The following is a 26,750-nucleotide window of genomic DNA, read 5'->3' on the forward strand; positions in this document are numbered from 1 at the left end:
GCACCGCAACAGGAAGGAAACGGAATGCTCCGCAGACTTTACGACTGGACCATGTCTTTGGCCTCGCGCAAATCGGCCGAAGTCTGGCTCGCCGTCATCGCCTTCGTCGAAAGCTCCGTCTTTCTCGTCCCCGCCGATGTGCTCTTTCTGCCGATGGCGCTTGCCAAGCCGGAACGCTCCTATCGCTATGCGTTGATTGCGACCGTCGCCTCGGTACTCGGCGGCATCGCCGGCTGGGCGCTCGGCTATTACGCCTATGAGACGGTGGCGCGGCCGATCCTGGAATTCTACGGCAAGTTCGAAGCCTTCGAGCAGATGAAGGCCTATGTCACCTACGAGTGGATCCTGCTGCTGCTCGTCACCTCGGGTCTTGCGCATCTGCCGCCGATCAAGATCGTCACCATCCTGTCCGGCGTCATCCACGTCAATCTGGGGCTTTTCATCGTCTCGGCGATCGTCGCGCGCGGCGCGCGTTTCTTCTTCCTCGCCTGGCTGCTGCGCCGCTACGGCGAGCCGATCCGTGATTTCATCGAAAAGCGGCTCGGCCAGATCGTCGGCGTCGGCGCCGCCGCCGTGCTCGTGTTATATCCCGCCTACCGCTATCTCGCTCACTAGGCGAGAATGATTTTTGGCCGAATAGGCCTAAAATCTGAATTCGCATCTCATGCTCTACCAACGTCGCGGAGCTCAGCCATGACTGCCACTTCCTCGCCGCTCGCCCGCCCCGGCTTTATCTATTCCCTGTTGCTCGCCATCGGCATGGCGGCGGCAGTCGGCACCGCCCTCGGCTTCCAGTATATCGGCGGTTATATCCCCTGCGCGCTCTGCCTGTTGCAGCGCCAGCCCTATTATTACGCCATCCCGATCGCGATCCTGGCCGCCATCTCCGAGCTCGTCGGCCTGCCGAACTGGATCACCCGGGCGCTCATTCTCGCGGCCGGCATGCTGATGCTGGTGACGGCAGGCATGGGTGTTTATCACGCCGGCGTCGAATGGCACTTCTGGCCCGGCCCGGCCACTTGCTCGACGACGGCAAGCAGCATGACGACCAATGCCGGCGATCTGCTCGGTGAGCTCAACACCATCAAGGGCCCGTCTTGCACCGATGCGGCGCTGCGCGTGCTCGGCCTGTCTTTTGCGGGCTGGAATGTGATTGCCGGAATCCTGCTCGCAGCCTTCGCCTTTGTCGGCGTTCGCAAGGCGGCCTCGTAAAATTATCCAGCAATTCAAAGCGCTGCAGCATCCTTTGCGCGTCTGAAAGGATGCGCAGCGCGTAGGTCGTTCGATCAGGGCTGCAGTTCGGTATCCCAGTAGAGATAGTCGAGCCAGCTTTCATGCAGATAGTTCGGCGGGAACAGCCGGCCGTTATTGTGCAGATCCTGCACCGTCGGCTGATAAGGCTTCTGCGCCGGGAACATGCCTGCCTGCTTCGGAAGCTTGCTGCCCTTGCGCAGATTGCAGGGCGAGCAGGCTGCGACGACATTTTCCCAGGTGGTCTCGCCGCCATGGGCGCGCGGGGTGACGTGGTCGAAGGTCAGGTCGTCATGGGCGCCGCAATACTGGCACTCGAACCGGTCGCGCAGGAAGACGTTGAACCGGGTGAAAGCGGGATTGCGGGACGGCTGAACGTAAGTCTTCAAGCACACGACACTCGGAAGACGCATCGAAAAGCTCGGCGAAGAAACCGAATGTTCATATTCTGCAATGATGTTCACACGGTCGAGAAATACCGCCTTGATCGCGTCCTGCCAGGACCACAACGACAAGGGGTAATAACTCAGCGGCCGGTAGTCAGCGTTCAGGACGAGCGCCGGCAGGGCCTGTGGGGAGACTGCAATCGTCAAGGGACTCTCCTGATCGATTCGGCATCTGCACCTGTATATTAGGCCGGTTGTTACAGGATTGTGAAGTCCAATAAATTCAGAGGATAAAGGCAATTTGAAGAGTGTTGCCGATCAGCCGATCGGCACCATGTCACGGCGCATCTTCGTGGCGTAGTAGGCCCAGAAAAGCCGTGCCGCCACCGAGCGCCACGGCGACCAGACTTCCGAAAGCTCAGCAAGCGCCTTCGCCTGCGGCCGTGCTGCAAGACCGAATGCCGCCCCCACGGCATTCTGCAGCGCGACATCGCCGGCCGGGAAAACATCGGCATGGCCGCCGCAAAACATCAGATAGACCTCTGCCGTCCACGGCCCGACACCCTTCAACGCCGTGAGTTCGCCAAGCGCCTCGCCCGGCGGCTTCAGGCAGAGTCCGGAGAGATCGAGGCGGCCGGAGGCGACCGCGTCGGCGATCCGCGACAGCGTCTCGGCCTTGGCGCGCGACAGGCCGAATTCGCGCCAGGCCTCGGCGTGAAGCAGTGCGTAACCTTCGGCCGTCAGCGAACCGTCCTCCGGCAGCATGCGCCGCCAGATCGCGTCGGCGCTGGCGCGCGACACCATCTGCGAGACGATGATATGGGCAAGGCCGGCAAAGCCGGGCTCGCGCAACCGCAGCGGAATAGGCCCGGCCTCCGCGACGATCGGCGCAAGGCGCGGATCGAGGCGAAGCAGCGCTTCGAGCCCCTGCCTGACATCGTCTTCGTTGCGGATGATCTGCACTTTGCCTCGCAGTGGTTCAAAAACCGAATCCATGGCAGAAGAAAGCATGACCACGAGTGAGCGTCAAAAACCCGTCTTCCGTTTTGCGCCGAGCCCCAACGGACCGCTGCATCTCGGACATGCGCTCTCGGCCCTGCTGAACCGCGACATGGCGGAGGCCGAACAAGGCCGCCTGCTGCTGCGCATCGAGGATATCGACCAGGCGCGCTGCACACCTGAGTTCGAGGCCGGCATCCATAGGGATCTCGAATGGCTTGATATCAGTTGGGAAAACCCGGTGCGGCGGCAGTCGGAACATTTCCCCGAATATCAGGCGGCGCTGCACACGCTGATCGAGCGCGGGCTGGTCTATCCGGCCTTTCTGACGCGCGGCGAGGTGAAGGCGCGTGTCACTGCCTACGAGGCGGCGGGGGAACCCTGGCCGCGGGATCCCGACGGCACTCCGCATTATCCCGCAAATGACCGCGAGCGTCCGGCAGACGAATGGCGGGACATGCTGACCTCGGGAAAGAAACATGCCTGGCGGCTCGATATGCGCAAAGCGCTCGACCTGATCGGCGAGCTGCTGTTCTGGACGGAAACCGGCGACGGCAGGACAGGTGAGATCGCCGCCGAGCCCGACGTCTGGGGCGATGTCATCCTGTCGCGCTCGGATGCGCCATCGAGCTATCATCTGTCGGTGGCCATTGACGATGCGCTGCAGGGCGTCACCCACGTCGTGCGTGGGCTCGACCTCTTCCACGCGACATCGGTGCACCGGCTGTTGCAGGTGCTGCTCGGCCTGCCGCAGCCGGTCTATCACCATCATCGTCTCGTTCTCGACGCCGACGGCCGCAAGCTTTCGAAAAGCCAAGGCGACAGCGGGCTTGGCGAATTGCGTGCCCGGGGCATGTCAGGGGCGGATATTCGCCGCCTTGTCGGGCTCTGATTGCCTTTCGACACGCTCTCTGCCGACGATCGAAAGCGTGTGGGAGAACATCCGGAAGACGCGGAACTTGATCAGCGCCGCATTGATCTCCGCGCCGATGATGAAGATGACGCCGACCATGTAGAGGAAGATCAGCACGATCATGACAGAGGCGAGACCGGCATAGGTTGCCGTATAGTTGGCGAAGGTCACCAGGTAATAGGCAAAGATCAGCGCGCCGGCGAGCCAGAGAAGCAGCGTCAGCAGCACGCCGGGAATGACGTCGAAGACCCGCCGCTTGCCGGCTGGCAGCCAGAGATGCATGACCAGCAGTCCGACCGTCAGAACCACCAGCGTGCCGTAGATGCGCCAGCTGAAGACGATGTCGAGCGTATCGGCAAACAGCGGAAACCACTTCCTGGCATAATCGAGTGCCAGCGGCAGGGCGACGAGCAGGATGCTGATTGCCGCGAAGATGATGACCGCGATCAGCACGTAGCCCAGGCTGGCGAGACGCGTGAAATACCAGGGCCGCGTCTCCTGCACCCGGTAGGCGCGGTTGAGCGAGATGCGCAGCGCCTCGACGCCGTTCGAGGCGAAATAGGCGGCCGCCAGCACCGAGATCGTCAGCAGCCCGCCGCGTGGAATGGTCAGCACCTGCAGTACCTGGTCGGCGAGCGGCTTGGCGATCGCCTCGGGCCAGGTGTCGAAGATCAGGTGGATGGCGGTCGAGGAAAACTGATCGGCGCCGAGGAAGTTTGCAAGCGCCGTGCCGAAGATCAGGAAGGGAAAAACCGCAAGCAGGCTCGACAACGCTACGTGACTTGCCATGGCGAAGCCGTCGTCTTCGACCATGTGACAGATGGCGTCATAGACCACGTCGTAGATCGTGCGTAGCACCTTCAGCATTCCGTCTCCGGCTTTCCAGATTGTATCCTCTGGCCGAATATGGGAAACGAGTCCCATTTTGTACAGGAATCATTCCATGGCGGAGCAGCGCACCATCGTCGTGACCGGATGTTCGTCCGGTATCGGCGCTCATTGCGCACGGGCGCTGAAAGCCGATGGCTGGCGCGTCTTCGCGACAGTGCGCAAGCCGGACGATCTCAAGGGGTTGGAAGCGGAAGGCATCGAAGCCTTCCTGATGGACTATGCCAGGACCGAGACGATTTCCGAGCTGGTCGGCGCAGTTCTGGAACGCAGCAGCGGTCGTATCGACGCGCTCTTCAACAACGGCGCCTACGGCCAGCCGGGCGCCGTCGAGGATCTGTCGACGGCAACGCTGCGCGCACAGTTCGAGGCGAATTTCTTCGGCTGGCACGAGCTGACGCGGCAGATCATTCCGCCGATGCGTAAACGCGGAGAGGGGAGGATCGTGCAATGCTCGTCGATCCTCGGCATCGTCCCCTATCGCTATCGCGGCGCTTACACCGCTTCCAAATTCGCGCTCGAAGGTCTCAGCATCACCCTGCGCATGGAGCTGCAGGGCAGTGGCATCCATGTCAGCCTGATCGAGCCGGGACCGATCGCCACGCGGTTCACCGCCAATGCGCTCGCCAAGATCAAGGAGCATATCGACCTCGAGAATTCGCCGCACGCGGGCGACTATATCAGTCAACTGGCAAGGCTCGACGGATCGGGGCCGGTCAACCGCCATAAACTCGGCCCGGAAGCGGTCTATTCCGTATTGAAACACGCATTGAACTCGAAAAATCCGAGGCCACATTATCCTGTAACGACTCCGGCTAAGCAGGGCATGTTCCTGAAGCGGCTGCTTCCGGCAGACCTCTTCTACCGCCTGATGCGCTGGACGGACTGACTGAGAAAGCTGAACGCCATGTCCACAGTCACTTATATCCTCGCGATCATCGTCATGGGCGTCGTCGCCCTCGTCCTGATCCGCGGTCTCTTCAACATGATGAAGGGCGGCGATGCCAACCGTTCCAACAAGCTGATGCAGCTTCGTGTCCTGTTGCAGGCGATCGCCGTCGTCCTGATCATGTTGACGCTCTGGCTGACCGGCGGTGGCCGCCCGACCTGACCGGACTTCAAGGGGGAAACCATGGTCAAGCTCAACAAGATCTACACGAAAACAGGCGATGACGGCACGACCGGGCTGGTTTCCGGCCCGCGCCGGCTAAAGGGCGATCTGCGCGTCGAGGCCTACGGCACGATCGATGAGGCCAATTCCGCGATCGGCCTGGCGCGGCTGCACACGGCTGGCTTGCCTGAACTCGACGCCATGCTGATGTCGATCCAGAACGATCTCTTCGATCTCGGCGCCGATCTCGCCACCCCTGACACCGGTGAGCCACCGGCCTACGAGCCGCTGCGGATCGCCGAGACGCAGGTCGACCGCGTCGAGCACGATATCGACCAGCTGAACGCCGATCTCGAGCCGCTGAAATCCTTCATCCTGCCAGGTGGCAGCCCGGCTGCAGCACATCTTCATCTCGCCCGCACGATTGCGCGGCGCGCCGAGCGTTTGATGGTGGCGCTTGCCCGCACCCACGGCGAAATCGTCGGCGAGCCGGCGATGAAATACGTCAACCGCCTCTCCGATTTCCTCTTCGTCGCCGCGCGTTATGCAAATGATCAGGGCCATGCGGATGTACTTTGGGTTCCGGGAAAAAACAGATAGGCTTGCCGCGTTCACGATCGCCGGGGCGCCTTTATGTTCATACCACTTCACGACGCCAATACGCTGAAACATATCAAGGTTCAGTGGGTGACGCTCGCACTGATCGCGCTGAATATTGCGGTCTGGCTTTTGACCAGCCTGGAGAGCGAACAGGCAGCCCAGGCGACGACCGTCGGGCTCGGCTATATCCCGGCGATTGCCTTCGGCCATGCGATGCTGGCGCAGGGACTTGAAATCGTGCCGGAACCGTTGACCTACCTCACCTATGCCTTCGTCCACACCGGCTTCTGGCATTTGGCCGGCAACATGATCTTCCTCTGGGTCTTCGGCGACAATGTCGAGGATGCGATGGGACATCTGCGCTTCCTGATTTTCTATCTCGTTTGCGCCGCCGCCGGTGCGCTCTGCCACGGCCTGCTGACCATGACCTCGGAAGCACCGTTGGTCGGCGCATCGGGGGCGGTCTCCGGCGTTGTTGCCGCCTATGTCATGCTGCATCCGCGCGTCCGGGTCTGGGTGCTGGTGTTTTTCCGTGTGCCGTTGCCCCTGCCGGCCTTCGTGCCGCTGCTTCTGTGGATCGGGCAGCAGTTTTTCATGCTGGCGATCGCACCTGACGGCGACGTTTCCTGGGGCGCGCATGTCGGCGGCATCCTGGCCGGGGCTTTTCTGATCCTCGTGTTGCGCCGGCCTGGTGTGCCGCTCTTCGACCGGCAGATCGTCACGCCCCGCGCCGTCAGAAACGACCCAGGCGCCGGCCCGGCCATCGCAGCCGGCACGGGCGGGCGGACGGCACAGCGATTTCCTTGGGGCCGCCGCTGACGACAATATTGACGTGAACGTAAACGTCCATATATTGCCGAGGCAAATTGCCTGCCGGCGTCATGCAAGCGTTGAATTTGGAGGAAAAACGCGTATCCATGTCGCCATTCGACAATCGGAGCGGCGCCCAAGCGCGCATTTTCTAAAAAGCCTCTGAAGCCAGTTTCTCCTGAAGGAAGGACCCCATGAAGATACTCGTCCCAGTCAAACGGGTTGTCGACTACAACGTGAAGATCCGGGTGAAGCCGGATGGCACGGGTGTCGAGCTTGCCAATGTGAAGATGTCGATGAACCCGTTCGACGAGATCTCGGTGGAAGAGGCGCTGCGGCTGAAGGAAGCCGGCAGGTGCGAGGAAGTGGTGGTCGTCTCGATCGGTCCTGCCAAGGCCGAGGAGACGCTGCGGACCGCACTTGCGATGGGCGCCGACCGGGCGATCCTGGTCGAGACCGACGATGCTGTAGAGCCGCTCACGGTTGCCAAGATCCTCAAGGCTGTGGCGGACGTCGAACAGCCCGGTCTGATCATCGTCGGCAAGCAGGCGATCGATGACGATTCGAACCAGACCGGCCAGATGCTGGCGGCACTGCTGGGCATGCCCCAAGCGACCTTCGCCTCGAAGATCGAGATCGGTGATGGCAAGGCTCAAGTGACCCGTGAAGTCGATGGCGGCCTGCAGACGATCGAGATCAAGCTGCCGGCGGTCGTCACCACCGATCTGCGCTTGAACGAACCGCGCTATGCCTCGCTGCCGAACATCATGAAGGCGAAGAAGAAGCCGCTCGACAAGAAGACGCCGAGCGACTTCGGTGTCTCGACCACACCGCGCCTCAAGGTCTTGAAGACCGAGGAGCCGTCGGGCCGCAAGGCCGGCGTCAAGGTCAAGTCGGTCGCCGAACTCATCGACAAGCTCAAAAACGAAGCCGGCGTGCTGTAATCAGCTTGGAACAGGAACCATCATCATGACCATTCTTCTTCTGGCTGACCACGACAATGCAAGCCTGTCCGACCAGACCGCCAAGACGCTGACGGCTGCATCCAAGATTGGCGGCGACGTGCATGTGCTGGTTGCCGGCAAGGCTGCCAAGCCTGCTGCCGATGCCGCCGCCAAGCTTGCCGGCGTCTCCAAGGTGCTGCTGGCCGAAAGCGACGAACTCGCCAACAATCTGGCCGAACCGCTGGCCGACCTGATCGTCTCGCTGGCGGGAAGCTACGACACGATCATCTCGGCTGCCACCTCGGTCGGCAAGAACGTGCTGCCGCGGGTGGCCGCCCTCCTCGATGTCGCCCAGGTCTCGGAGATCATCGAGGTAATTTCCTCAGATACCTTCAAGCGGCCGATCTATGCCGGCAATGCCATCCAGACGGTGCAGGCGACCGATGCCAAGAAGGTGATCACCGTGCGCACCGCATCCTTTGCCTCTGCACCGGAAGGAGGCTCGGCCGCTGTCGAGGCGATCCCGGCGGTTTCCGATCCGGGGTTGTCGACCTTCGTCAGGGACGCGCTGTCGGCCTCCGACCGTCCGGAACTGACGTCTGCGAAGATCATCATCTCCGGCGGCCGCGCGCTCGGTTCTGCCGAGAAGTTCAGGGAGGTCATCCTGCCGCTCGCCGATAAGCTCGGTGCCGCCGTCGGCGCATCGCGTGCCGCTGTCGATGCCGGCTATGCGCCGAACGACTGGCAGGTCGGCCAGACCGGCAAGGTGGTGGCGCCGCAGCTTTACATTGCCTGCGGCATTTCAGGCGCCATCCAGCATCTGGCCGGCATGAAGGATTCGAAGGTCATCGTCGCCATCAACAAGGACGAGGAGGCGCCGATCTTCCAGGTCGCCGACTACGGATTGGTCGCCGATCTCTTCGACGCCCTGCCGGAATTGCAAAAGGCGCTCTGACCGCGCCAAATGCTTTTCTTTCGCACTTGCGAATGACTGGAAAATTATCTTTTATCGGGCTACTACTGCTGCCGGGCGATCCTTCGTCCGGCAGTATTGCTAGAAAAATGCGGCGGCGCGGGGGCGAATGCCGTGCGGGGGTTTGGAGATGAATGCGGTGTTGAAGAATATTGGTATTATCGGTGCCGGTCAGATGGGCTGCGGCATCGCGCATGTTTCGGCCGCCGCAGGTTACAGGGTTCACATCTACGATCTCTCGCAGGACCGCATCGAATCTGGCCTTGCCACCATCAACGGCAACCTGGCCCGCCTGGTGACGAACGGCAAGATGACCGAAGAGGAGCGCAAGTCGACCTTGTCGCTCATCACAGGCTCGTCCGATGTCAATGATCTCGCCCCCTCCGATCTCGTCATCGAGGCCGCCACCGAGGATGAAACGGTCAAGCGCAAGATCTATACGCAGGTCTGTCCGGTCCTGAAGCCGGAAGCACTGCTTGCCACCAACACCTCTTCCCTTTCCATCACCCGGCTTGCTGCCGCCACCGACCGCCCCGAGCGCTTCATGGGCATACATTTCATGAACCCGGTGCCGGTGATGAAGCTGGTTGAACTGGTGCGCGGCATCGCGACCGACGAGAAGACCTTTTCCGCCGCCAAGGAATTCGTCGGAACGCTGGAAAAGACCATCACCGTCGCCGAGGATTTCCCGGCCTTCATCGTCAACCGCATCCTGCTGCCGATGATCAACGAAGCGATTTACACGCTCTATGAGGGCGTCGGCACGGTCGACGCCATCGATACGGCGATGAAGCTCGGCGCCAACCATCCAATGGGACCGCTGCAGCTTGCCGATTTCATCGGCCTCGACACCTGCCTCTCGATCATGCAAGTGCTGCATGACGGCCTGGCAGATTCGAAATATCGTCCCTGCCCGCTGCTGGTAAAATATGTCGAAGCCGGCTGGCTCGGACGCAAGTCCGGCCGCGGCTTCTATGACTATCGCGGTGAAGTACCGGTCCCGACGCGGTAAACACCTGTGCTCGAAGCACTATTTTCATGCAGGAGGGTTGGCCGTTCGCGGCCCTACGACCCGATCGCGCCCTTGATCAAAGCCTTGGCATCCTCGCTGTCCCAGGCAGCCGGCCCGTTCATCGCCGAAATCAGGCATCCCTTGTCATCGATCAACAGCGTCACCGGCAGCCCCATGGCGAGGCCCTCTTTTTTCAGGCTGTTGAACACCGAAATCGTATTGTCGCGATAGAGCTGCAGCGCATCGACGCCGATCTCCGCAAGGAAAGTCTTCGGCTTCTCGTCGTCGCCGGTGTCGATATTGACCGGCACGACCTGGAACCTGTCGCTGCCCATCTCCTTCTCAAGCGCGTTCAGCGCCGGCATCTCCTCGCGGCAGGGAACGCACCACGTGGCCCAGAGATTGAGAAGCACGGTCTTGCCGGCGAAATGATCGAGCGTCAGCGGCTTGCCATCCGGCCCGTTGAAGGAGACTGCGGTCAGTTTCCGTGGCTCATAGGCGGCGACCATGGCGGCCACCTGCCCTTTCATCAGCGGTGTGACGCTGGCGACGCGATCCTTGGCAAGCTTGCATTCGGCCGACGCCGTTTCGCCGCCGCCATTGCCAATCCCCGTCTCCTTCACGTATACCGCTGCCGCACCGGCAACGACACCCGCAACGGCGGCCATCGCGATCCATTTCAGGGATGGCAGCCCGAGGGGTTTTCTTGTCGTCATTTCATTCTCCTGGACATGCATCCTCAAGGCGGACACCTTCATGGCCGACGACACCACGGACACCAAATCCTCCAACCAGATGTGGGGCGGTCGCTTCGCCTCCGGCCCGGACGCGATCATGGAGGAGATAAATGCCTCGATCGGTTTCGACAAGAAGCTATTCGCGCAGGATATCCGCGGTTCGATTGCCCATGCGACGATGCTCGCCCATCAGGGGATCATTTCCGCCGAAGATAAGGACAAGATCGTTCACGGGCTAAACACGATCCTGTCAGAAATCGAAAGCGGCAATTTCGAATTCTCGCGTCAGCTCGAAGACATCCACATGAATGTCGAGGCACGCCTGGCGACGCTGATCGGACCGGCGGCCGGCCGGTTGCACACCGCCCGCTCGCGCAATGATCAGGTGGCGCTCGACTTCCGTCTCTGGGTGAAGGAAGAGCTGCAGAAGACCGAGCAGATGCTGACTGGCCTGATCGCGGCCTTCCTCGACCGCGCCGAAGAACATGCCGAAAGCGTCATGCCGGGCTTCACCCATCTGCAGACCGCCCAGCCCGTTACCTTCGGCCATCACTGCATGGCCTATGTCGAAATGTTCGGCCGTGATCGCTCGCGTGTGCGCCACGCCATCGAGCATCTGGATGAAAGCCCGATCGGTGCCGCCGCCCTTGCCGGCACCGGCTATCCGATCGACCGCCACATGACGGCCAAGGCGCTCGGTTTCCGCGAGCCGACCCGCAACTCCATCGATACCGTCTCCGACCGCGATTTCGCCATCGAATTCCTGTCGATCGCGGCGATTGCGGGCATGCACCTGTCGCGTCTGGCGGAAGAGATCGTCATCTGGTCGACCCCGCAATTCGGATTCGTACGTCTCTCAGACGCCTTCTCGACCGGCTCGTCGATCATGCCGCAGAAGAAGAACCCGGATGCTGCCGAACTGGTGCGCGCCAAGACCGGCCGCATCAACGGCTCGCTGGTGGCGTTGCTGACGATCATGAAGGGTCTGCCGCTCGCCTATTCCAAGGACATGCAGGAAGACAAGGAACAGGTCTTTGACGCAGCCGAGAGCCTGGAACTGGCAATCGCTGCCATGACCGGCATGGTGCGCGACATGACCGTCAACACCGCGCGCATGAAGGCGGCGGCCGGCTCCGGCTATTCGACGGCGACCGATCTTGCCGACTGGCTGGTGCGCGAAGCAGGCCTGCCTTTCCGCGACGCCCATCACGTGACCGGCCGCGCCGTAGCACTCGCCGAAAGCAAGGGCTGCGACCTTGCCGAACTGCCGCTCTCCGATCTGCAGGCGATCCATCCCGACATCACCGACAAGGTCTATGATGTGCTGACCGTCGAGGCCTCGGTCGCAAGCCGCAAGAGCTTCGGCGGCACGGCGCCGTCCGAAGTGCGCAGGCAGATCGCCTTCTGGCGCGCGCGCAACTAAGAGATACTTGGCGTGACGAAAAGCCGCCGCGCCCTTCCTGCAGGCGGAAAGACCGTCCAACAATCAGGGTGCACAAGGCGGATAAACTTCGCTATGAAGATCTCCATCATTCGGTATGAATGATGCCATCATAGGCTGCAGAAGAGGATTTCCATGCAGAAGAGCTTGCCGCATCTCATCCGCCTGACGGCGATTGTCGCCGTCATCGGCCTTGCCGTTGCCGGATGCGGGCGCAAGGGCGACCTCGATCCGCCGAGCGCTGCGGCAACCAAGGAAGGCGACGTGTCCAAGCCGACGAAACAGCCGGGAACCGTCGACAAGCCCTTCCTTCTCGATCCCCTTCTTTAAGGCACAAGCCCGTGAACCATTTCGAGTACCGTGACGGCGTCCTTCATGCCGAGAACGTTCCCGTTCCCGAGATCGCCAAGGCGGTCGGCACACCTTTCTACGTCTATTCCACCGCCACCTTGGAGCGTCACTACCGCGTCTTTTCGGAAGCCTTCGCCGACATGGACTCCATGGTCTGCTATGCGATGAAGGCGAATTCGAACCAGGCGGTGCTGAAGACTCTGGGCCGCCTCGGCGCCGGCATCGATGTCGTCTCGGAAGGCGAGCTGCGCCGCGCGCTTGCCGCCGATATTCCGGCGAGCCGCATCATGTTTTCAGGTGTCGGCAAGACGCCGTCCGAGATGGATTTCGCGCTTGAGGCCGGCATCTACTGCTTCAACGTCGAATCCGAGCCTGAACTCGAGATCCTCAATCAGCGCGCCATCAGCGCGGGCAAGAAAGCCCCGGTCTCCTTCCGCATCAACCCTGACGTCGATGCGAAGACGCATTCCAAGATCTCGACCGGCAAGAAGGAAAACAAGTTCGGCATCTCCTGGGAGCGCGCCCGCGCCATCTATGCCCATGCCGCCAGGCTGCCGGGCATCGAGGTCACCGGCATCGATATGCATATTGGCAGCCAGATCACAGAACTGCAGCCCTTCGACGACGCCTTCAAGCTGTTGCACGACCTTGTCGCGACGCTCCGCGCCGACGGCCATACCATCCACCACGTCGATATCGGCGGCGGCCTCGGCATCCCCTACAAGGACGACAACAATCCGCCGCCGCTGCCGGACGCCTATGCGGCAATCGTCAAGAACCAGCTGCGCGGCCTAAACTGCAAGATCATCACCGAGCCCGGCCGCCTGATCGTCGGCAATGCCGGCATCCTCGTGACCGAGGTCCTCTATGTGAAGGATGGCGGCGAAAAGACCTTTGTCATCGTCGACGGCGCGATGAACGATCTCATCCGCCCGACGCTCTACGAGGCCTATCACGAGATCCGCCCAGTGACGATTTCGGCGGCAAACGCGCCCCGCATCCGCGCCGATGTCGTCGGCCCCGTCTGCGAGACCGGCGATTATCTGGCGCTCGACCGCGAGATGGCGATGCCGAAGCCCGGCGACCTGATGGCCGTCAGCACTGCCGGCGCCTATGGCGCGGTCCAGGCCGGCACTTATAACAGCCGCCTGCTGGTGCCCGAAGTTCTGGTCAGGGGCAGCGATTTCCATACGATTCGGCCGCGCAGAACCTATGCCGAACTGATCAGCCTCGACTCCGTTCCGGCTTGGCTCGACTAGCGCATCGGCCCGAAAATCGGAATCGATTTTCGGAAAGCACGATGCGAGGATTGAAAGAGTTAGAGCGTCCTTGGTGCGTCCGAAAGGACGCACGGCGCTCTAAAGCATGTTGCGCAAAAGTGCGCAGCGGTGTTGCGATCACGACATACGTAAAACAAAGACTTAAAGCGCGCGAAGCAAGCTGAAACATCGCGACGCGCTTTGAGTTGCCATCACTTTTTGGCGAATAGGCGTGAAAAGCCGGTATTACCGGCCGCTCGCCCTCGCCTTCGCCACAAAGAGTGTTATCCTTTCGTTCATGAGCGTATTGCCCTGCAATCGCCGGAAGCGCCCTCTGTTCCAGAACGCCAGATCGCGGAGACCGGACCGATGACAAGCCCCTCGAGGCAGAAGAAAGGTGCATTTGCGTTCCGGCCCTCGCTTGCCCGGCTGGTGACGACGAAACGCCTGCTAGCGCGCATCGTGCTCTTTTTCGAGCAGCTGCTGCCGCCTCTGATGCCGGTACTATCCGTTATCGCCTTTTATCTCTCCGCCTCCTGGTTCGGTCTCTTCCGTAGCGTGCCGGACTGGCTGCGCATCCTGCTGCTCATCGCTTTTGCCGGTGCTTTTCTCGTCTCGCTTGTCCCCTTCCGCACCCTGCGCTGGCCGAAAGTCGCAGAAGCCGACCGCATGCTGGAGGAGCGCAACGGCCTGCCGCACCAGCCGGTCACCGTCCAGGAAGACGAGCCGGCCTTCGACACGCCCTTCGCCCGAGCGCTCTGGCGCGAGCACCAGACGCGCATGGCCGAAAAGATCGCAGCACTCGATGCCGGACTGCCGCGGCCTGATATCGCCGCGCATGACCGTTTCGCGCTGCGCGCCGTCCCGGCACTGCTGCTCGTCACGGCCTTCGGTTATTCGCTGTCGATCAACGGCGGCTCGATCCGCGACGCATTGCAGGCGGCACCCGAGCAAGTGGTCAGCGATCCGGCGGTGCGCATCGACGCCTGGGTGACGCCGCCTTCCTATACCGGCCGCGCCCCGATCTATCTGACGGCTGACGGCAGCGAGCAGGCGCCGATCGGCATTCCGCAGTTTTCGGGCCTTACAGTACGGGTCAGCGGCGGAAAGACTGCCGAAAAAGTCGTGTTCCGCAAGGCGAACGGCGAGGCACAGGATATCGCCGTGCAGGCGGATACCAAACCGCAGCAGACGGCGGCATCTGGCAGCGAGCAGCAGACGGCGGCACCTGCCAGCCAGGCTCTCGTCGCGCAGACGCATATGATGAAGCTCCAGGAGAACGGTGCACTCGAGGTCAACGGCCGGCGCTGGAGCTTCGACGTGCTCCCTGACAAGGCGCCAGAGATTGCCTTCGATGGCTTGCCGAAGCGCAGCGTCAACGGCGCGCTTGAAATCGCCTTCACCGTCAAGGACGATTACGGGGTCCAGGAGGCGCATGCGGAGATCGTTCCCGTCGACACCGATCCGACGGCAACGCCGCTCTATCCGCTGCCGGAATACCGGCTGGATATTCCCCGCCGCAACGCCCGCGACGCCAAGGGCGTGACCAGCAGGAACCTGACGGAACATCCGCTTGCCGGCAAGCGCGTGCGCATCACGCTCGTCGCCAAGGATGCCGCCGGCCAGACCGGCCGCAGCCCGCCGCATGAGATGGTGCTGCCGTCGCGGCCCTTCAACGAGCCGCTTGCCGCGGCCGTCGCCGAGGAGCGGCAGGTTTTCGCGCTCGATACGCGCAAGATGCCGCAGGCGATCGCGCTGAACGAGGCGCTGACCATCCGTCCCGAGGAGACAATCCCCAAACTCACCAACTATCTGCTCTTGGAATCCGCCTTGACGCGCATGAAACTTGCAAGGGGCGAGGATGCGCTGAAGGATACGGCCCAATATCTCTGGGAGATCGCCCTCGGCATGGAGGACGGCGATCTTTCGCTGGCCGAGCGCAAGCTGCGCGAGGCCCAGCAGAACCTTGCCGACGCGTTGGATCGCAACGCTCCGGACGCGGAGATCAAGAAGCTCATGGATGAGCTGCGTAAGGCGATGCAGGACTATATGACCGAGCTCGCCCAACGCATGCAGAACGCGCCGATGCAGCCGAACCAGAACGCGCAGAATATCTTGCGTCAGCAGGATCTGGAACGGATGATGGACCAGATCGAGAATCTCGCCCGCTCCGGCAATCGTGACGCCGCCCAGCAGATGCTGTCGGAATTGCAGCGGATGATGAACAACCTGCAGGCAGGCCGTCCGCAGCGCGGCCAGCAGAGCCAGGAAAACAGCGAGGCCCGCAAGCAGATCGACAAGCTCGGCGAGATCCTGCGCGACCAGCAAAAGCTGATGGAGCAGACCTTCCGGCTCGACCAGCAACTCAGGGACCGCATGCAGCGCGGCGAGCCCGACATGGGCGAGAACGATCCGCTGCTCGACGAGATGAACCCCGGAGAGAACGGCGAGCCGCAGGATCAGCAGCAGGGCCAGCAAGGCAAGGATGGACAGCAGCCCTCCGACCAGATGACGGCCGAGCAGCTGCGCGAGGCGCTGAAACAGCTGCGCGCCCAGCAGGATGCGCTGGGCAAGCAGCTCGGCGAATTGCAGAAGAGCCTCGGCGAGATGGGCATGAAGCCTGGCCCCGGCTTTGGCCAGGCGCAGCGGGAAATGGAAGGCGCCGGCCGTGAACTCGGCCAGGGCCGCGGCCAACCCGCGGTCGAGGGCCAGGGCCGCGCGCTGGAAGCGCTTCGCCAGGGCGCCCGCGACATGATGAACCAGATGATGCAGGCGCAGCAGGGCCAGCAGGGTCAAGGTCCGAATGGCCAGGTGGGTCAAGGAGACCAGAACGGCCGCGACCCACTCGGCCGACCGCGCCGGACCCAAGGGCCGGATTTCGGCGACAACAGCGTGAAGGTGCCTGACGAAATCGACGTTCAGCGGGCGCGAGAAATCCTTGACGCGATCCGCGAAAAGCTCGGTAACAATCCACCGCAGGAAATGGAACGGCGCTATCTCGAGCGGCTGCTGGACATCCAGTAGGTCCTACGCCACCGCACAATGGATCGCAGTCGCTCTAACAGAATGATTTTAGGTCGGATCGACCTAAAATCTAAATCTGGATCTCAATCAAGGAAGGTGAGCACCATGTCGTCCGACGACCGCTCACACCTTTCGGCATCATGCTCTAAGCGACGAGCGCCCGGGCGACTGCCTTGCGGATATCGGGAAGCGCGAATGGCTTGGCGACGACGTCGATGATCTTTTCGGCAAGATCGTCGGCCCGTTCGCGCTGTTCGGCATAGCCGGTCATCAGCAGGATTTTCAAACCAGGAAAAGCGTCTTTTGCCTGATGGGCGAGTTCAATGCCGTCCATCACGGGCATGCGGATATCTGAAAGCAGCAGATCGTAGACCCCGTCTTTGAGCTTCTCCAAGCCCTCGGCCCCATCGGCCGCCTCATCGGTCTCGTGGCCATCAAGCCGCAGGGCCCGGGCCACGAAGGACCGCAGGGAGTCCTCGTCTTCCGTAATCAGAATTCTTGCCATATGTGCATCGCTCCGTATCAGCCCCGCGACGGAAATCACCAGACTTTCCTTTTCGATCGGTAAAGATGAGGAAGCGATGGACGAGATGGTTAACAACCCGTCTCGAAAGGCAGTACAGCGCCCGCGCGTCTTTCAGACGCGCAAAGGACGCTGTGACACTTTGAACCGCTAGACAATTTGATCCTTAAATCGAATTGAATTTAAGGACTTATGCAGTCGCTCAGGCGTCCTCGGTCACCACGCCGACGAAGGGCAGTTCGCGAAAGGCATAGGCGACATCCATGCCGTAGCCCACGACAAAATAATCGGGGCATTCGAAGCCGACATAGTCGGCCTCCAGCTTTTCCTTGCGCTTGACGCGCTTGTCGAGCAGCACGGCGATCGTGACGTTGCGCGCACCGCGCTCGAAGAGCAGTTCCTTGGCAAACAGCAGCGTCCGGCCGGATTCCAGGATATCATCGATCAGCAGGACGTCGCGGCCATGCACGTCGCTGTCGATATCCTTGACGATGCGCACGCCCTGCGAAACCGTGCCGATGCCGTAACTCGACAGGGTGATGAACTCGACCTCAGGGGCAAGCCCGCTATCATGCAGGGCGCGGATCAGGTCGGCGGCGAAGATGAAGGAGCCCTTCAGAACGGCGATGACGAGCAGGTCCTTGGTCGGGCCATTGGCGATCTCCCGCGCCATCGAATGATTGCGCTCGGCGATCTGCTCGGCGGTGAAGAGCGGCTCGATGTTTTTTCCGCGCACGACAGGCATAAGGGCTTGCTCCATGAAAAGAAGGGTAAGCCGTTAGCACATATGCGAGCCTGAAACAGCCTCGTCGGCTATGAAATTAACGGGATTGGGCGACCTGTGGCGGGAAAGTCGGCCATTCCATGTCCTGTTACATCATGGCAGGAAGGAAAGTCGGACCTCCGGCATTTTTCCGCCAGCATGCTGGACGCGAGCCGAGAAGCCCCGGCTCTGGCCGCTATAGATCACATCCGCCGGCGGGTTGATGACGATGCTGGCGGTCAGCCGTTCGTCGGTCACGAGATCGGCACGGATCGGATGCACCGTCTGCGTCGTGCCACTCTCGTTTTCGATGATGCCGTTGATGACGAGAACGCGCATGCCGTTCGCATCACGCGGCGTTACCGTGACATGGGTGAAATGCAGCGGCGCTCCGGAAGTGGCTCGCTCGCCGGAAAGGCCGGAAAAACCACCAGCAAGCCCGAAGACGAGCACGACGAGCACCAGCACCAGCGCTGCAAAGCTCCGCATCGACGCGCGCTGCAGCCAGGATTCCACCGTCCGCAGAACGGAAGCAGCTATCGCCGGCATGAGCGGCGGCTGCGCGGCCTGTGCGGCGGCCATGCGCTTGCGGTTGTCGTTATAAGTCCTTGCACTGAATTCCCTGGGCCGAACTTTGCCGAGCGTGACGAATTCAGCGTCGGAGATATCGGCAGGACGCGCCGAGCGGTACTGGCGGTTGGCGGGTTCCGGCGGCAGGAAATCATAGGCCTGGCCCGGCGTCCGGCGACTGAAGGAGGGTGCTTCCATGGTGGCTGCCTCGCAGATGTCCACATGGTTTCGTTGCCAGGAGAAATCTGGCATTGAAACGAATCCTGCTCAGTCGTAAATTTTAATGGTTAATGCTTCGCAAAGATCGCCATCAAACGGGCGTCTTTCCAGCAAAATTTACCGGCTGTTAACGGTGTTGGTTAACAAGTCGTGCGGTGAAACCCACAACAGACTGAGCTGCCCGTTGATCCACTTCGAGAATGTCGGTTTGCGCTATGGCATGGGCCCGGAAATCCTCCGGGACCTGACCTTCGACATTCCGAAGAAATCCTTTCAGTTCCTGACCGGCCCATCGGGCGCCGGCAAGACGTCGCTGCTGCGGATGCTCTTCATGTCGCTGCAGCCGACACGCGGCCTGATCCGCATGTTCGGGCGCGACATTTCCGAGATCCCCCGCCCCGAACTGCCGCTTCTGCGCCGCCGCGTCGGCATTGTCTTCCAGGATTTCCGCCTCCTCGACCATCTCACAACCTATGAGAATGTCGCTTTGCCCTTACGGGTACGTGGCAAGGATGAGAGCTCCTACAAGACCGACGTCCTGGAACTCTTGAAATGGGTCGGCCTTGGCGAACGCATCAATGTGCTGCCGCCCGTGCTCTCCGGTGGCGAGAAGCAGCGCGCCGCAATCGCCCGGGCGCTGATGGACCGGCCGGAAGTGCTGCTGGCCGATGAACCCACAGGCAATGTCGATCCGCCGATGGCCAAGCGCCTGCTCAATCTTTTCCTCGAGCTGAACCGCCTTGGCACGGCGGTCGTAATCGCCACCCATGACCTGGCACTGATGGAACAGGTGGAAGCCCGCCGCATGATCCTCTCAGAGGGGCATCTCGATATCTATGACTGAGCCCCCGTCCAGAAACCCCGAGAAGACGTCTGCCAAGATCCAGCAGAAGCGGCCGGAATTGCGCGTGCGTCCGACCGCGCCGATCCTGCCGCCTTCCAATATCCAGGGCAGTGCGTTGATGGTGGTGATCTCAATCATGGCCTTTCTCGCCTGCCTGACGCTCGGCGGCGTCAGCATGGTGCGCTCGACGGCGGCAAGCTGGGAGAGCCAGATCTCCCGCGAGATCACCATTCAGATCAAGCCGGACGACAATTTCGACATGGAGAAGGCGCTGACGCAGGCGCGCGACCTGGCGCTGACCTTCGTCGGCACCAAGAGCGGCCAGATCGTCGACGAGGCGGCGACCGCTCGCCTGCTCGAACCCTGGCTCGGCCCCGGTCTCGATCTCAAGGATCTGCCCGTTCCTCGCCTGGTCATCATTACTATCGACGAGAGCAATCCGCCGGATTTCGATTCGATGCGGGCGCTGCTCAAGGACAGTATCCCGCAGGCCACCCTCGATGATCACCGCACCTGGGTCGACCGGCTGGTATCCATGGCGCACACGACTGTGATGATCGGCACCGGCATCCTGCTCCTGGTTTTCACGGCGATGGTGCTCACCGTCGTCTTCGCCACGCGCGGCGCGTTGTCGGGCAATCGTCACGTCGTCGAAGTGCTGCATTTCGTCGGCGCCGAAAGCTCCTTCGTCGCCACCGAATTCCAGAAGCATTTCCTGAAGATCAGCCTCAAGGGCTCGGCGATCGGCAGCGCGCTTGCCGCTCTCTTCTTTGCCACCGCCGGTTTCTGGCAAAGCCGCACCCTCGCCACCCCGGAAACGGACCAGGCGACCGCGCTCTTCGGCACCTTCTCCGTCGGCGTGCTCGGTTATGCCGGCATCTTCGCGACGATGATCGTCATCGCGCTCCTCACCACCTTCACCGCGCGGCTGACCGTCATGCGGACGATCTACGAAATCGATACACTACGCTCGGACCCGACACGCACCGACGGCATCGGAAGTTGATCGTGACCGTGCCGTTTTGCCATGAAAGCGTCTGTTCCGCGCCGCAATCAGCGTATAATCACGATTCATGACCATGGGAGATACGACACCCAACCCGATTCATCAGGACCCGGAGCTTGGTCGCCCGGTGGGTCTGCCGCCGCGGCGCGGGCCGATCCGCCGCCTGCTGCGCTGGGGCGGCTTTGGCTGCCTGCTGGTAATCGCCCTGGTGTTCGGCGGTTTTCTGCGTTTTGCCGATTCGGTGACGACACTCAGGCCGCCGGCCGAGCCGAAGGCAGATGCGATCGTGGTACTGACCGGTGGCTACCAGCGCATCGACCAGGCTGTGGAGCTGCTGCAGAAGGGTGCCGGCAAGCGCTTGCTCATCTCCGGCGTCCACCCGACGACGACGCCGGCACAGATCCGCAGGATGACGCAGGGTTCAGCCGATCTCTTCTCCTGCTGTGTCGATATCGGCTACGATGCGATCGACACGATCGGCAATGCCGAGGAGGCTTCGAACTGGATCCACGCCAAGGGATACCGGAGCGTTCTGATCGTCACCAACAATTACCACATGCCGCGAAGCCTCGCCGAACTCTCCTATGTCGATCCCGACATCGAGTTCATCGCTTATCCCGTGGTCAATTCGGATTTGAAGAGCAGCAACTGGTTCACCGACCCGAATGCGATGCGCGTCATGCTTGCCGAATATGCGAAAGTGCTGCTGGCCGGCGCCCGCAACATCACCGGCTTCGGCCGCCACACCGGGCTGCGCTCGGCAAATGCGTCCGGCCAGCAATAGAGCCGCGCGTCGGATAGGGCGTTCCATCGCTTTAAAAGTTGCGCATAATCCGTTTCGAAAATCGATTCCGATTTTCGGGGTGATGCGCTAAAGCGCGTCGCGTCGAACCAAATTCATGCGACGCGCTTTAAGTCTTTGTTTTATGCAAGTCGTGATCCCAAAACCGCTGCGCTCTTTTGGGCGACATGCATTAGGCTTTTGCATCAAGGCGTCATCAAATGCTTTTTATGACCGGCAATATCGTGTAGGCCGGTCGCGTGAGCATGCCTCGGGAAAGTTTCATGATCGCCCTGCGTTCCGTTCTCTTCAACACGATCTTCTATGCCAACCTCATCATCCGGATGATCGTGCTCTCGCCCTACTATTTCGTCGTGCCGCGCAAGATCGCCTATGCGATCCCGAAGAACTGGGCGCGCTCCAACCACTGGCTGATGCGAGTGATCGTCGGCACCACCTTCGAGATCGAGGGCCTGGAGAACCTGCCTGATGGCAGTTACATCCTGGCGCCGAAGCACCAGTCTTTCTGGGATACCTACGCGCTGCTGCCCTGGTTGAAGGATCCCGTCTACATCCTGAAGCGCGAACTCATGTGGATCCCGCTCTTCGGCTGGTATGCGAAGAAACAGCGCATGATCCCGGTCGATCGCGGCGCCCGCGGCAAGGTGATGGTGGAAGTGCTGAAACGCACGAAGGAGGAGCTTTCGACCGGCCGCCAGCTCATCATCTATCCCGAGGGCACCCGCCGCCCGCCAGGCGCGGAACCGGTCTATAAATACGGCATCGCCCGCATGTACCGCGACCTTAACCTCCCCGTCGTGCCGGTCGCCATGCATCCCGGTCTGTTCTGGCCGCGGCGGAGCATTCGTCGTTATCCCGGTCATTTCAAAGTGAGAATCCTGCCGCCGATCATGCCGGGAATGGATCCGGACGCCTTTTTCGCCCATCTGATCGAGGTATCGGAGCGGGCAAGCGACGAACTTCTGCTCGAAACCGTCGCGCGAAATCCGCATCTGCCGCTCCCGCCGACGGCCGTCGAAAGGCTGGTCGAGCTGCGCAAGCTGAACGCGGCAACTGGCTGAGATCAGGCGGCGCGCAGCCGCTCCACTTCGTTGACGACCTGCTCCAGCCAATGGTCGCGAATGCCCATCTGCTTCAGATGCGTCAGCGTGTTGAAGACATAGGCATCATTCGGACCTGACTGGCCTTTTGCTTCGTTCACCACCCGTGCTGCCGCAAGCGCATCGAGCGCGCCGGCATATTGCTCATGATCGCGATCGATGATGTAGGCGACCGCTTCCACCCGGCGCCGGCCGGCAAGCTGCAGCCGCACCCGGCGCTCCAGGTAGACATTGGTGACCAGCTCGCGGGCGCGGAGATATTCGATCACCTCATCCCATTTTTCCGCAGAAATGCGGAAGGCCATGCCGCGGCAGGCGCCACCCCTGTCGAGGCCGAGAACCAGGCCCGGATTATCGCGGGTGCCGCGATGGACAAAGGAGCGGACGCAGAGCGAACGCCTGTAGCCGTAGACCAGGGCCTCTGCCCGCTCCATGAACTCGAAGCCCGGATTCCACATCAGCGAACCGTAGCCAAACACCCAAAATTCGTCCATATCGCACGCCAGACCGGGAATCACATTTGCGATTCACCATTGGAGAACATCATGGCAGCGTCAAGCCAATCCGGCAGCAGCCAATCCGGCAGCAGCAAGAAATTCTGGTTGCTGGGTGGAGGCGTCCTCCTGGTGATCGCGCTTTACACCGGCGGCTGGTTCTATGCGGCGTCGGCGCTGAAGACCACCGTGCTGAAAGCGATCGCGCCGCGTGATCAGGCAGGCGTCAGTGGCGAATGCTCCAATATCGAATTCCGCGGCTATCCCTTCCGCATCGGCCTGTTCTGCTCCAAGATCGACGTCGACGACAATGTCAACGGCGTCTCCGCCACCTTCGGCGCGCTACGCTCGGCAGCACAGGTCTATGCGCCCGGCAATATTGTCTGGGAACTCGATGCACCGGCCGAAATCCGCACCAGCAACGGCCTTTCGATCTCGGCCCAATGGACGAACCTGCAGGCGAGTCTGGCGACCAGGCTGCAGGGCGTCGACCGCAGCTCGACCGTCATCGAGGGTCTGAAGGCGATGGCCGTCTCCTCCTACACCGGCCAGACCATCAGCTTCGATGCCGCCCGCACCGAAATCCATCTGCGCCAGAACGGCGCCGATCTCGATGGCGCGATCTCCGTGCAGGATGCGAATACAGCGATCAAGGACTGGCCGCAGATCTTTCCGAAAATGTCTGCCAGCATCGATCTGACCATCGCCGGCAAGGCCGGTCTGATCGACGGCAGCGACCGAAGCGGCCTCAATGGCGCCACCGGTGAACTACGCCGCATCGTCGCCGACATCGGCGATGGCAAGGTGATGACGCTGACCGGCCCCTTTTCCTTCGACGAACAGGGTCTGCTCTCGGGAAAATTCAAGCTGGAGATCGAACAGCTCGGCCCCTGGGGCGACAGCCTGAAACAGGCCTTTCCGGATATCGCCTCAACCGTCAACACGGCGACGAAGCTGCTGAAGTCGCTTGCCGGCGGCGGCGACAAGGTCTCTGTCGATCTCGTCGTCAATCGTGGCAATGCCACCGTCAGCGGTTTCATCCCGCTCGGCCGGATTCCGCCGATCTAACCTATCTGTTTGATGAAGAAGACTTCCGGCACCGATTGCAGGCCAGGCAACTCGATCGCGCCCGTTTCGGAAAATCCGTTGCGGCGATGCCAGTCCTGAGGCCGGCTTTCGTCGCATTCGCTCGACGTCATCAGCATGTGGGCGCCGTCGCCGCGCAGGCTTCTTCCCAAGCGAGAAAGAGTGCCGTTCCAACGCCCGACCGGCGATGCTCGGGCAGGACGCGGATCATTTCCATATAGGGAACCCTGCCCCAGAAACGGGAGAAGCGCAGGAAGCCGACGATCTCGCCGGCCTCCCTGGCAACCAGATATTCGCCGAGCGCGACACAGCGCGATACCCATGCCTCACCGGAGCTGGCATCCTCGCGAACCAACCAGTCAATATCCGCCCGGCCAGCGCTTGCCACCTCTACCATCGCGGTGGCTACTTCTTGTCCAGCGCGTGGCGGCCGAAATCAGGCGCGTCGACATCCTGGCCGGCCTGGACGATCGAACGGCGGATGGCGCGCGTGCGGGTGAAGAGTTCGAAAATCTTGTCGCCCTCGCCCCAGCGGATGGCGCGCTGCAGATAGGCAAGGTCCTCCGAGAAGCGCGCCAGCATTTCGAGGATCGCATCGCGATTGTGCAGGCAGACGTCGCGCCACATGGTTGGGTCGGAGGCAGCGAGGCGGGTGAAATCACGAAAGCCAGAGGCGGAATATTTGATGACCTCAGACTCCGTCACCGTCTCCAGATCGTCGGCTGTGCCGACGATATTGTAAGCGATGATATGCGGCAGATGCGAGACGATGGCGAGCACCTTGTCGTGATGCTCGGCATCCATTTCGTCGACCTTCGAGCCCAGTGCTTCCCAGAAGCTGCGCAGCCGCTTCAGCGCCGTCTCGTCGGTGTCGGCGACCGGCGTGAAAATGCACCAACGGCCTTCGAAGAGGCCGGGAAAGCCGGCATCCGGGCCGGATTTCTCCGTACCTGCCAGCGGATGGCCGGGGATGAAATGCACATTATCAGGCATATGCGGCAGCATCTGCGCAATGACTGAGGCCTTGGTGGAGCCGACATCGGTGACAACAGCCCCGGGCTTCAGGCTTCCCGAGATCTCCTTCGCCACACTTTCCGAAGCGCCAACCGGCACCGAGACGATCACCAGATCGGCATCCTTGACCGCATCCTTCGAAGATGTCGTGTAGCGGTCGCCGAGGCCGAGCTCTTCCGCGCGCTTCAGCGTATCGGGGCTGCGTGTGGCGACGACGATCTCCCTTGCAAGACCAAGCCGTCTGATGTCGTAGGCAAGCGAAGAGCCGATCAGGCCGATGCCGATCAGCGCAATCCGATCGAACTGCACACTCATGCCTGATGTCCCATGAATTCGGTGAGCGCGGCAATCACGCCGCGATTTGCCTCCTCAGGACCGATGCTCATGCGCAGCGCATTGGCAAAGCCATAGCCGCGCACGGCGCGCAGGATGTAGCCGCGGCTCGTCAGCAAATCGTCGGCATCCGCGGCGCGCTTGCCGTCGATCTCCGGGAAATGGATGAGGACGAAATTGGCGACGGACGGCGTCACCTTCAGCCCGATTGCTTCGAGCGCCTGGGTCAGCGTCTCCACCCACATCTGGTTGAAGGAGACGGCCTGCTGGATGAAGGCCTGGTCGCGGATGGCAGCGGCGCCGGCGGCGATTGCCGGCGCGTTCAAGTTGAACGGCGCGCGCACGCGGTTCAGCGCGTCGACAATCTCGGCGGGCGCATACATCCAGCCGACGCGCAACGCCGCAAGACCATAGGCCTTCGAGAAGGTGCGGGTCATCACCACGTTGGCATTGGAGGATACGACCTCGATGCCGGCTTCATAATCGTTGCGGCGCACATATTCGGCATAGGCGGCATCGAGCACGAGGACGACATGTTTCGGCAGTCCGGCCTGCAGACGGCGGATCTCGCTGACGGAAACATAGGTGCCTGTGGGGTTGCCGGGATTGGCGATGAAGACGATCTTCGTCTTCTCCGTCACCGCGGCAAGGATCGCATCGACATCGACGGTGCAGTCTTTCTCCTTGACGACGACAGGCGTGGCGCCCGCCCCCAGGATCTGGATCTTGTAGACGAGGAAGCCATGCTCGGTGATGATGCCCTCATCGCCGGCACCGAGATAGACATGGCAGAGCAGGCCGAGCAGCTCGTCCGAACCATTGCCACAAAGGATGTTTGCCGGATTGAGACCGTGCACGGCGGCGATCGCTTCGCGCAGTTCGACCGCCTGCCCGTCAGGATAACGCCCCAGATTGTCGGCAACCGTCTTGAAGGCCTCTATTGCCTTCGGGCTAGCGCCGAGCGGCGTTTCGTTGGACGAAAGCTTGTAGACGCGGGCAACGCCCGGCGCATGTTCCTTGCCCGGCACATAGGCTGCGATATCGAGAATACCGGGACGCGGAACGGGCTTGCTCATCTCAACGCTCATGGGTTCGACCTTGGAATTGCCGGAAATCCGGGCTGAAAAACACCAAGTGGCATTAAAGCGGAATGCGATTGTTGTCGAGAGGTATGGGCGTGACACAAGCAGTTGGAGACCGCCGGGAGCGACGTCAGCTCCTGCATAATTCCTTAAATCGGAATCGATTTAAGGATAAAATTATGCAGCATTGAAAGTGCAACAGCGTCCTTTGCGCG

Annotated in this window: 29 protein-coding genes and 1 pseudogene; 19 read left to right on the plus strand and 11 right to left on the minus strand. The window is 61.5% G+C overall.

Annotation, left to right across the window (positions count from 1 at the left end):
• Nucleotides 1-24: 24 nt before the first annotated feature.
• Entirely contained in the window at nt 25-615 is a 591-nt protein-coding gene (locus tag ELH03_RS19475; RefSeq protein ID WP_128403883.1) for a YqaA family protein, read from the plus strand.
• Between the two features lie 78 nt (nt 616-693).
• On the plus strand, nt 694-1,212 hold the full coding sequence (locus tag ELH03_RS19480) for a disulfide bond formation protein B (protein WP_018448094.1): 519 nt from the start codon (nt 694-696) through the stop codon (nt 1,210-1,212).
• Between the two features lie 74 nt (nt 1,213-1,286).
• Here the strand turns inward: ELH03_RS19480 and ELH03_RS19485 are convergent, their stop codons facing one another.
• Together ELH03_RS19485 and ELH03_RS19490 are read right to left on the minus strand one after the other, a co-directional pair.
• Nucleotides 1,287-1,844 carry an HNH endonuclease gene (locus tag ELH03_RS19485; RefSeq protein ID WP_011653702.1) on the minus strand — a complete coding sequence of 186 codons (558 nt, stop codon included), beginning with the start codon at nt 1,842-1,844 and terminating at the stop codon, nt 1,287-1,289.
• 111 nt (nt 1,845-1,955) lie between these two features.
• Entirely contained in the window at nt 1,956-2,648 is a 693-nt protein-coding gene (locus ELH03_RS19490; RefSeq protein WP_128403909.1) for a DNA-3-methyladenine glycosylase family protein, read from the minus strand.
• Between ELH03_RS19490 and gluQRS the strand changes: the two genes are divergently transcribed.
• On the plus strand, nt 2,647-3,528 hold the full coding sequence (gene gluQRS / locus ELH03_RS19495) for a tRNA glutamyl-Q(34) synthetase GluQRS (protein ID WP_128410914.1): 882 nt from the start codon (nt 2,647-2,649) through the stop codon (nt 3,526-3,528). The genes ELH03_RS19490 and gluQRS overlap by 2 nt on opposite strands.
• Here the strand turns inward: gluQRS and ELH03_RS19500 are convergent.
• Nucleotides 3,493-4,416, minus strand: a complete 924-nt coding sequence (locus tag ELH03_RS19500) for a YihY/virulence factor BrkB family protein (RefSeq protein WP_027682666.1) — start codon at nt 4,414-4,416, stop codon at nt 3,493-3,495. The genes gluQRS and ELH03_RS19500 overlap by 36 nt on opposite strands.
• A gap of 76 nt (nt 4,417-4,492) precedes the next feature.
• Here ELH03_RS19500 and ELH03_RS19505 point away from each other — a divergent pair, with 76 nt between their 5' ends.
• The 7 genes from ELH03_RS19505 to ELH03_RS19540 all read left to right on the plus strand — a co-directional run bounded on the left by ELH03_RS19505 (nt 4,493) and on the right by ELH03_RS19540 (nt 9,887).
• Nucleotides 4,493-5,326 (plus strand): SDR family oxidoreductase, encoded by an 834-nt coding sequence (locus ELH03_RS19505; RefSeq protein ID WP_128403881.1) that lies wholly within the window; start codon nt 4,493-4,495, stop codon nt 5,324-5,326.
• A gap of 18 nt (nt 5,327-5,344) precedes the next feature.
• Nucleotides 5,345-5,548: a twin transmembrane helix small protein gene (locus tag ELH03_RS19510; protein ID WP_018243774.1), complete on the plus strand. Its 204-nt coding sequence runs from the start codon at nt 5,345-5,347 to the stop codon at nt 5,546-5,548.
• Between the two features lie 21 nt (nt 5,549-5,569).
• Nucleotides 5,570-6,148, plus strand: coding sequence for a cob(I)yrinic acid a,c-diamide adenosyltransferase (locus tag ELH03_RS19515; RefSeq protein WP_130766590.1), 579 nt, complete (start codon nt 5,570-5,572; stop codon nt 6,146-6,148).
• 33 nt (nt 6,149-6,181) lie between these two features.
• Nucleotides 6,182-6,967, plus strand: coding sequence for a rhomboid family intramembrane serine protease (locus tag ELH03_RS19520; RefSeq protein WP_128403879.1), 786 nt, complete (start codon nt 6,182-6,184; stop codon nt 6,965-6,967).
• 185 nt (nt 6,968-7,152) lie between these two features.
• On the plus strand, nt 7,153-7,902 hold the full coding sequence (locus ELH03_RS19530) for an electron transfer flavoprotein subunit beta/FixA family protein (protein WP_028734415.1): 750 nt from the start codon (nt 7,153-7,155) through the stop codon (nt 7,900-7,902).
• A 25-nt stretch (nt 7,903-7,927) separates the two neighbouring features.
• Nucleotides 7,928-8,857, plus strand: a complete 930-nt coding sequence (locus ELH03_RS19535; protein ID WP_130766591.1) for an electron transfer flavoprotein subunit alpha/FixB family protein — start codon at nt 7,928-7,930, stop codon at nt 8,855-8,857.
• A gap of 148 nt (nt 8,858-9,005) precedes the next feature.
• Entirely contained in the window at nt 9,006-9,887 is an 882-nt protein-coding gene (locus ELH03_RS19540; RefSeq protein WP_003543296.1) for a 3-hydroxybutyryl-CoA dehydrogenase, read from the plus strand.
• Between the two features lie 53 nt (nt 9,888-9,940).
• Here ELH03_RS19540 and tlpA read toward each other — a convergent pair whose 3' ends face one another.
• On the minus strand, nt 9,941-10,603 hold the full coding sequence (tlpA, locus tag ELH03_RS19545; RefSeq protein WP_128404931.1) for a thiol:disulfide interchange protein TlpA: 663 nt from the start codon (nt 10,601-10,603) through the stop codon (nt 9,941-9,943).
• 40 nt (nt 10,604-10,643) lie between these two features.
• Between tlpA and argH the strand changes: the two genes are divergently transcribed.
• The 4 genes from argH (at nt 10,644) to ELH03_RS19565 (ending at nt 16,699) form a co-directional block, all read left to right on the plus strand.
• Nucleotides 10,644-12,047, plus strand: a complete 1,404-nt coding sequence (gene argH, locus ELH03_RS19550) for an argininosuccinate lyase (protein WP_128404932.1) — start codon at nt 10,644-10,646, stop codon at nt 12,045-12,047.
• 153 nt (nt 12,048-12,200) lie between these two features.
• Nucleotides 12,201-12,395 (plus strand): LPS translocon maturation chaperone LptM, encoded by a 195-nt coding sequence (lptM, locus tag ELH03_RS19555; protein ID WP_128404933.1) that lies wholly within the window; start codon nt 12,201-12,203, stop codon nt 12,393-12,395.
• 11 nt (nt 12,396-12,406) lie between these two features.
• Entirely contained in the window at nt 12,407-13,675 is a 1,269-nt protein-coding gene (lysA, locus tag ELH03_RS19560; RefSeq protein ID WP_128404934.1) for a diaminopimelate decarboxylase, read from the plus strand.
• 369 nt (nt 13,676-14,044) lie between these two features.
• On the plus strand, nt 14,045-16,699 hold the full coding sequence (locus ELH03_RS19565) for a TIGR02302 family protein (RefSeq protein WP_128410679.1): 2,655 nt from the start codon (nt 14,045-14,047) through the stop codon (nt 16,697-16,699).
• A 145-nt stretch (nt 16,700-16,844) separates the two neighbouring features.
• Here ELH03_RS19565 and ELH03_RS19570 read toward each other — a convergent pair whose 3' ends face one another.
• The 3 genes from ELH03_RS19570 to ELH03_RS19580 form a co-directional block, all read right to left on the minus strand.
• The gene (locus ELH03_RS19570; protein ID WP_003543311.1) at nt 16,845-17,204 is read right to left on the minus strand and encodes a response regulator; all 360 of its coding nucleotides are present in this window, start codon (nt 17,202-17,204) and stop codon (nt 16,845-16,847) included.
• Between the two features lie 220 nt (nt 17,205-17,424).
• Nucleotides 17,425-17,967 (minus strand): hypoxanthine phosphoribosyltransferase, encoded by a 543-nt coding sequence (hpt, locus tag ELH03_RS19575; RefSeq protein ID WP_130806777.1) that lies wholly within the window; start codon nt 17,965-17,967, stop codon nt 17,425-17,427.
• 132 nt (nt 17,968-18,099) lie between these two features.
• Nucleotides 18,100-18,753, minus strand: coding sequence for a hypothetical protein (locus ELH03_RS19580; protein WP_128404969.1), 654 nt, complete (start codon nt 18,751-18,753; stop codon nt 18,100-18,102).
• 205 nt (nt 18,754-18,958) lie between these two features.
• Between ELH03_RS19580 and ftsE the strand changes: the two genes are divergently transcribed.
• From ftsE to ELH03_RS19600, 4 genes are all read left to right on the plus strand, one after another.
• Nucleotides 18,959-19,618: a cell division ATP-binding protein FtsE gene (gene ftsE / locus ELH03_RS19585; RefSeq protein WP_003543317.1), complete on the plus strand. Its 660-nt coding sequence runs from the start codon at nt 18,959-18,961 to the stop codon at nt 19,616-19,618.
• Entirely contained in the window at nt 19,611-20,624 is a 1,014-nt protein-coding gene (locus ELH03_RS19590; RefSeq protein WP_128410680.1) for a cell division protein FtsX, read from the plus strand. The genes ftsE and ELH03_RS19590 overlap by 8 nt, the downstream gene beginning before the upstream one ends.
• Nucleotides 20,625-20,697: 73 nt before the next feature.
• Nucleotides 20,698-21,408, plus strand: coding sequence for a YdcF family protein (locus ELH03_RS19595; protein ID WP_128404938.1), 711 nt, complete (start codon nt 20,698-20,700; stop codon nt 21,406-21,408).
• 281 nt (nt 21,409-21,689) lie between these two features.
• On the plus strand, nt 21,690-22,487 hold the full coding sequence (locus ELH03_RS19600) for a lysophospholipid acyltransferase family protein (RefSeq protein WP_128404939.1): 798 nt from the start codon (nt 21,690-21,692) through the stop codon (nt 22,485-22,487).
• Between the two features lie 2 nt (nt 22,488-22,489).
• Here ELH03_RS19600 and ELH03_RS19605 read toward each other — a convergent pair whose 3' ends face one another.
• On the minus strand, nt 22,490-23,020 hold the full coding sequence (locus tag ELH03_RS19605) for a gamma-glutamylcyclotransferase (RefSeq protein WP_128404940.1): 531 nt from the start codon (nt 23,018-23,020) through the stop codon (nt 22,490-22,492).
• A 51-nt stretch (nt 23,021-23,071) separates the two neighbouring features.
• On the opposite strand from ELH03_RS19605, the gene ELH03_RS19610 reads away from it, so the two are divergent.
• Nucleotides 23,072-24,088, plus strand: a complete 1,017-nt coding sequence (locus ELH03_RS19610; RefSeq protein WP_128404941.1) for a DUF2125 domain-containing protein — start codon at nt 23,072-23,074, stop codon at nt 24,086-24,088.
• Here the strand turns inward: ELH03_RS19610 and ELH03_RS19615 are convergent.
• The 3 genes and pseudogenes from ELH03_RS19615 to hisC all read right to left on the minus strand — a co-directional run bounded on the left by ELH03_RS19615 (nt 24,085) and on the right by hisC (nt 26,529).
• A pseudogene (locus tag ELH03_RS19615) lies at nt 24,085-24,503 on the minus strand (GNAT family N-acetyltransferase). The gene ELH03_RS19610 and the pseudogene ELH03_RS19615 overlap by 4 nt on opposite strands.
• An 8-nt stretch (nt 24,504-24,511) precedes the next feature.
• Nucleotides 24,512-25,435, minus strand: coding sequence for a prephenate/arogenate dehydrogenase family protein (locus tag ELH03_RS19620; protein ID WP_128404943.1), 924 nt, complete (start codon nt 25,433-25,435; stop codon nt 24,512-24,514).
• A complete protein-coding gene (hisC, locus tag ELH03_RS19625) occupies nt 25,432-26,529 on the minus strand; it encodes a histidinol-phosphate transaminase (RefSeq protein ID WP_197727766.1) in 1,098 nt (365 codons plus the stop codon). Before hisC ends, ELH03_RS19620 begins: the two co-directional genes overlap by 4 nt.
• Nucleotides 26,530-26,750 lie beyond the last annotated feature (221 nt).

This window comes from Rhizobium beringeri (assembly GCF_004306515.1).
GTDB lineage: Bacteria > Pseudomonadota > Alphaproteobacteria > Rhizobiales > Rhizobiaceae > Rhizobium > Rhizobium beringeri.

What these genes read in the sequence shown, in the direction of transcription:
- tlpA (WP_128404931.1), bottom strand. Translation starts at nt 10,603, where the DNA reads ATGACGACAAGAAAACCCCTCGGGCTGCCATCCCTGAAATGGATCGCG.
- ELH03_RS19605 (WP_128404940.1), bottom strand. Translation starts at nt 23,020, where the DNA reads ATGGACGAATTTTGGGTGTTTGGCTACGGTTCGCTGATGTGGAATCCG.
- ELH03_RS19620 (WP_128404943.1), bottom strand. Translation starts at nt 25,435, where the DNA reads ATGAGTGTGCAGTTCGATCGGATTGCGCTGATCGGCATCGGCCTGATC.
- ELH03_RS19475 (WP_128403883.1), top strand. Translation starts at nt 25, where the DNA reads ATGCTCCGCAGACTTTACGACTGGACCATGTCTTTGGCCTCGCGCAAA.
- ELH03_RS19610 (WP_128404941.1), top strand. Translation starts at nt 23,072, where the DNA reads ATGGCAGCGTCAAGCCAATCCGGCAGCAGCCAATCCGGCAGCAGCAAG.
- gluQRS (WP_128410914.1), top strand. Translation starts at nt 2,647, where the DNA reads ATGACCACGAGTGAGCGTCAAAAACCCGTCTTCCGTTTTGCGCCGAGC.
- ELH03_RS19480 (WP_018448094.1), top strand. Translation starts at nt 694, where the DNA reads ATGACTGCCACTTCCTCGCCGCTCGCCCGCCCCGGCTTTATCTATTCC.
- ELH03_RS19500 (WP_027682666.1), bottom strand. Translation starts at nt 4,416, where the DNA reads ATGCTGAAGGTGCTACGCACGATCTACGACGTGGTCTATGACGCCATC.
- ELH03_RS19490 (WP_128403909.1), bottom strand. Translation starts at nt 2,648, where the DNA reads ATGCTTTCTTCTGCCATGGATTCGGTTTTTGAACCACTGCGAGGCAAA.
- argH (WP_128404932.1), top strand. Translation starts at nt 10,644, where the DNA reads ATGGCCGACGACACCACGGACACCAAATCCTCCAACCAGATGTGGGGC.
- ELH03_RS19565 (WP_128410679.1), top strand. Translation starts at nt 14,045, where the DNA reads ATGACAAGCCCCTCGAGGCAGAAGAAAGGTGCATTTGCGTTCCGGCCC.
- ELH03_RS19580 (WP_128404969.1), bottom strand. Translation starts at nt 18,753, where the DNA reads ATGGAAGCACCCTCCTTCAGTCGCCGGACGCCGGGCCAGGCCTATGAT.
- ELH03_RS19535 (WP_130766591.1), top strand. Translation starts at nt 7,928, where the DNA reads ATGACCATTCTTCTTCTGGCTGACCACGACAATGCAAGCCTGTCCGAC.
- ELH03_RS19590 (WP_128410680.1), top strand. Translation starts at nt 19,611, where the DNA reads ATGACTGAGCCCCCGTCCAGAAACCCCGAGAAGACGTCTGCCAAGATC.
- ELH03_RS19540 (WP_003543296.1), top strand. Translation starts at nt 9,006, where the DNA reads ATGAATGCGGTGTTGAAGAATATTGGTATTATCGGTGCCGGTCAGATG.
- hisC (WP_197727766.1), bottom strand. Translation starts at nt 26,529, where the DNA reads ATGAGCAAGCCCGTTCCGCGTCCCGGTATTCTCGATATCGCAGCCTAT.
- ELH03_RS19600 (WP_128404939.1), top strand. Translation starts at nt 21,690, where the DNA reads ATGATCGCCCTGCGTTCCGTTCTCTTCAACACGATCTTCTATGCCAAC.
- ELH03_RS19505 (WP_128403881.1), top strand. Translation starts at nt 4,493, where the DNA reads ATGGCGGAGCAGCGCACCATCGTCGTGACCGGATGTTCGTCCGGTATC.
- ELH03_RS19595 (WP_128404938.1), top strand. Translation starts at nt 20,698, where the DNA reads ATGGGAGATACGACACCCAACCCGATTCATCAGGACCCGGAGCTTGGT.
- hpt (WP_130806777.1), bottom strand. Translation starts at nt 17,967, where the DNA reads ATGCCTGTCGTGCGCGGAAAAAACATCGAGCCGCTCTTCACCGCCGAG.
- ELH03_RS19515 (WP_130766590.1), top strand. Translation starts at nt 5,570, where the DNA reads ATGGTCAAGCTCAACAAGATCTACACGAAAACAGGCGATGACGGCACG.
- ELH03_RS19570 (WP_003543311.1), bottom strand. Translation starts at nt 17,204, where the DNA reads ATGGCAAGAATTCTGATTACGGAAGACGAGGACTCCCTGCGGTCCTTC.
- lptM (WP_128404933.1), top strand. Translation starts at nt 12,201, where the DNA reads ATGCAGAAGAGCTTGCCGCATCTCATCCGCCTGACGGCGATTGTCGCC.
- ELH03_RS19530 (WP_028734415.1), top strand. Translation starts at nt 7,153, where the DNA reads ATGAAGATACTCGTCCCAGTCAAACGGGTTGTCGACTACAACGTGAAG.
- ELH03_RS19510 (WP_018243774.1), top strand. Translation starts at nt 5,345, where the DNA reads ATGTCCACAGTCACTTATATCCTCGCGATCATCGTCATGGGCGTCGTC.
- ELH03_RS19520 (WP_128403879.1), top strand. Translation starts at nt 6,182, where the DNA reads ATGTTCATACCACTTCACGACGCCAATACGCTGAAACATATCAAGGTT.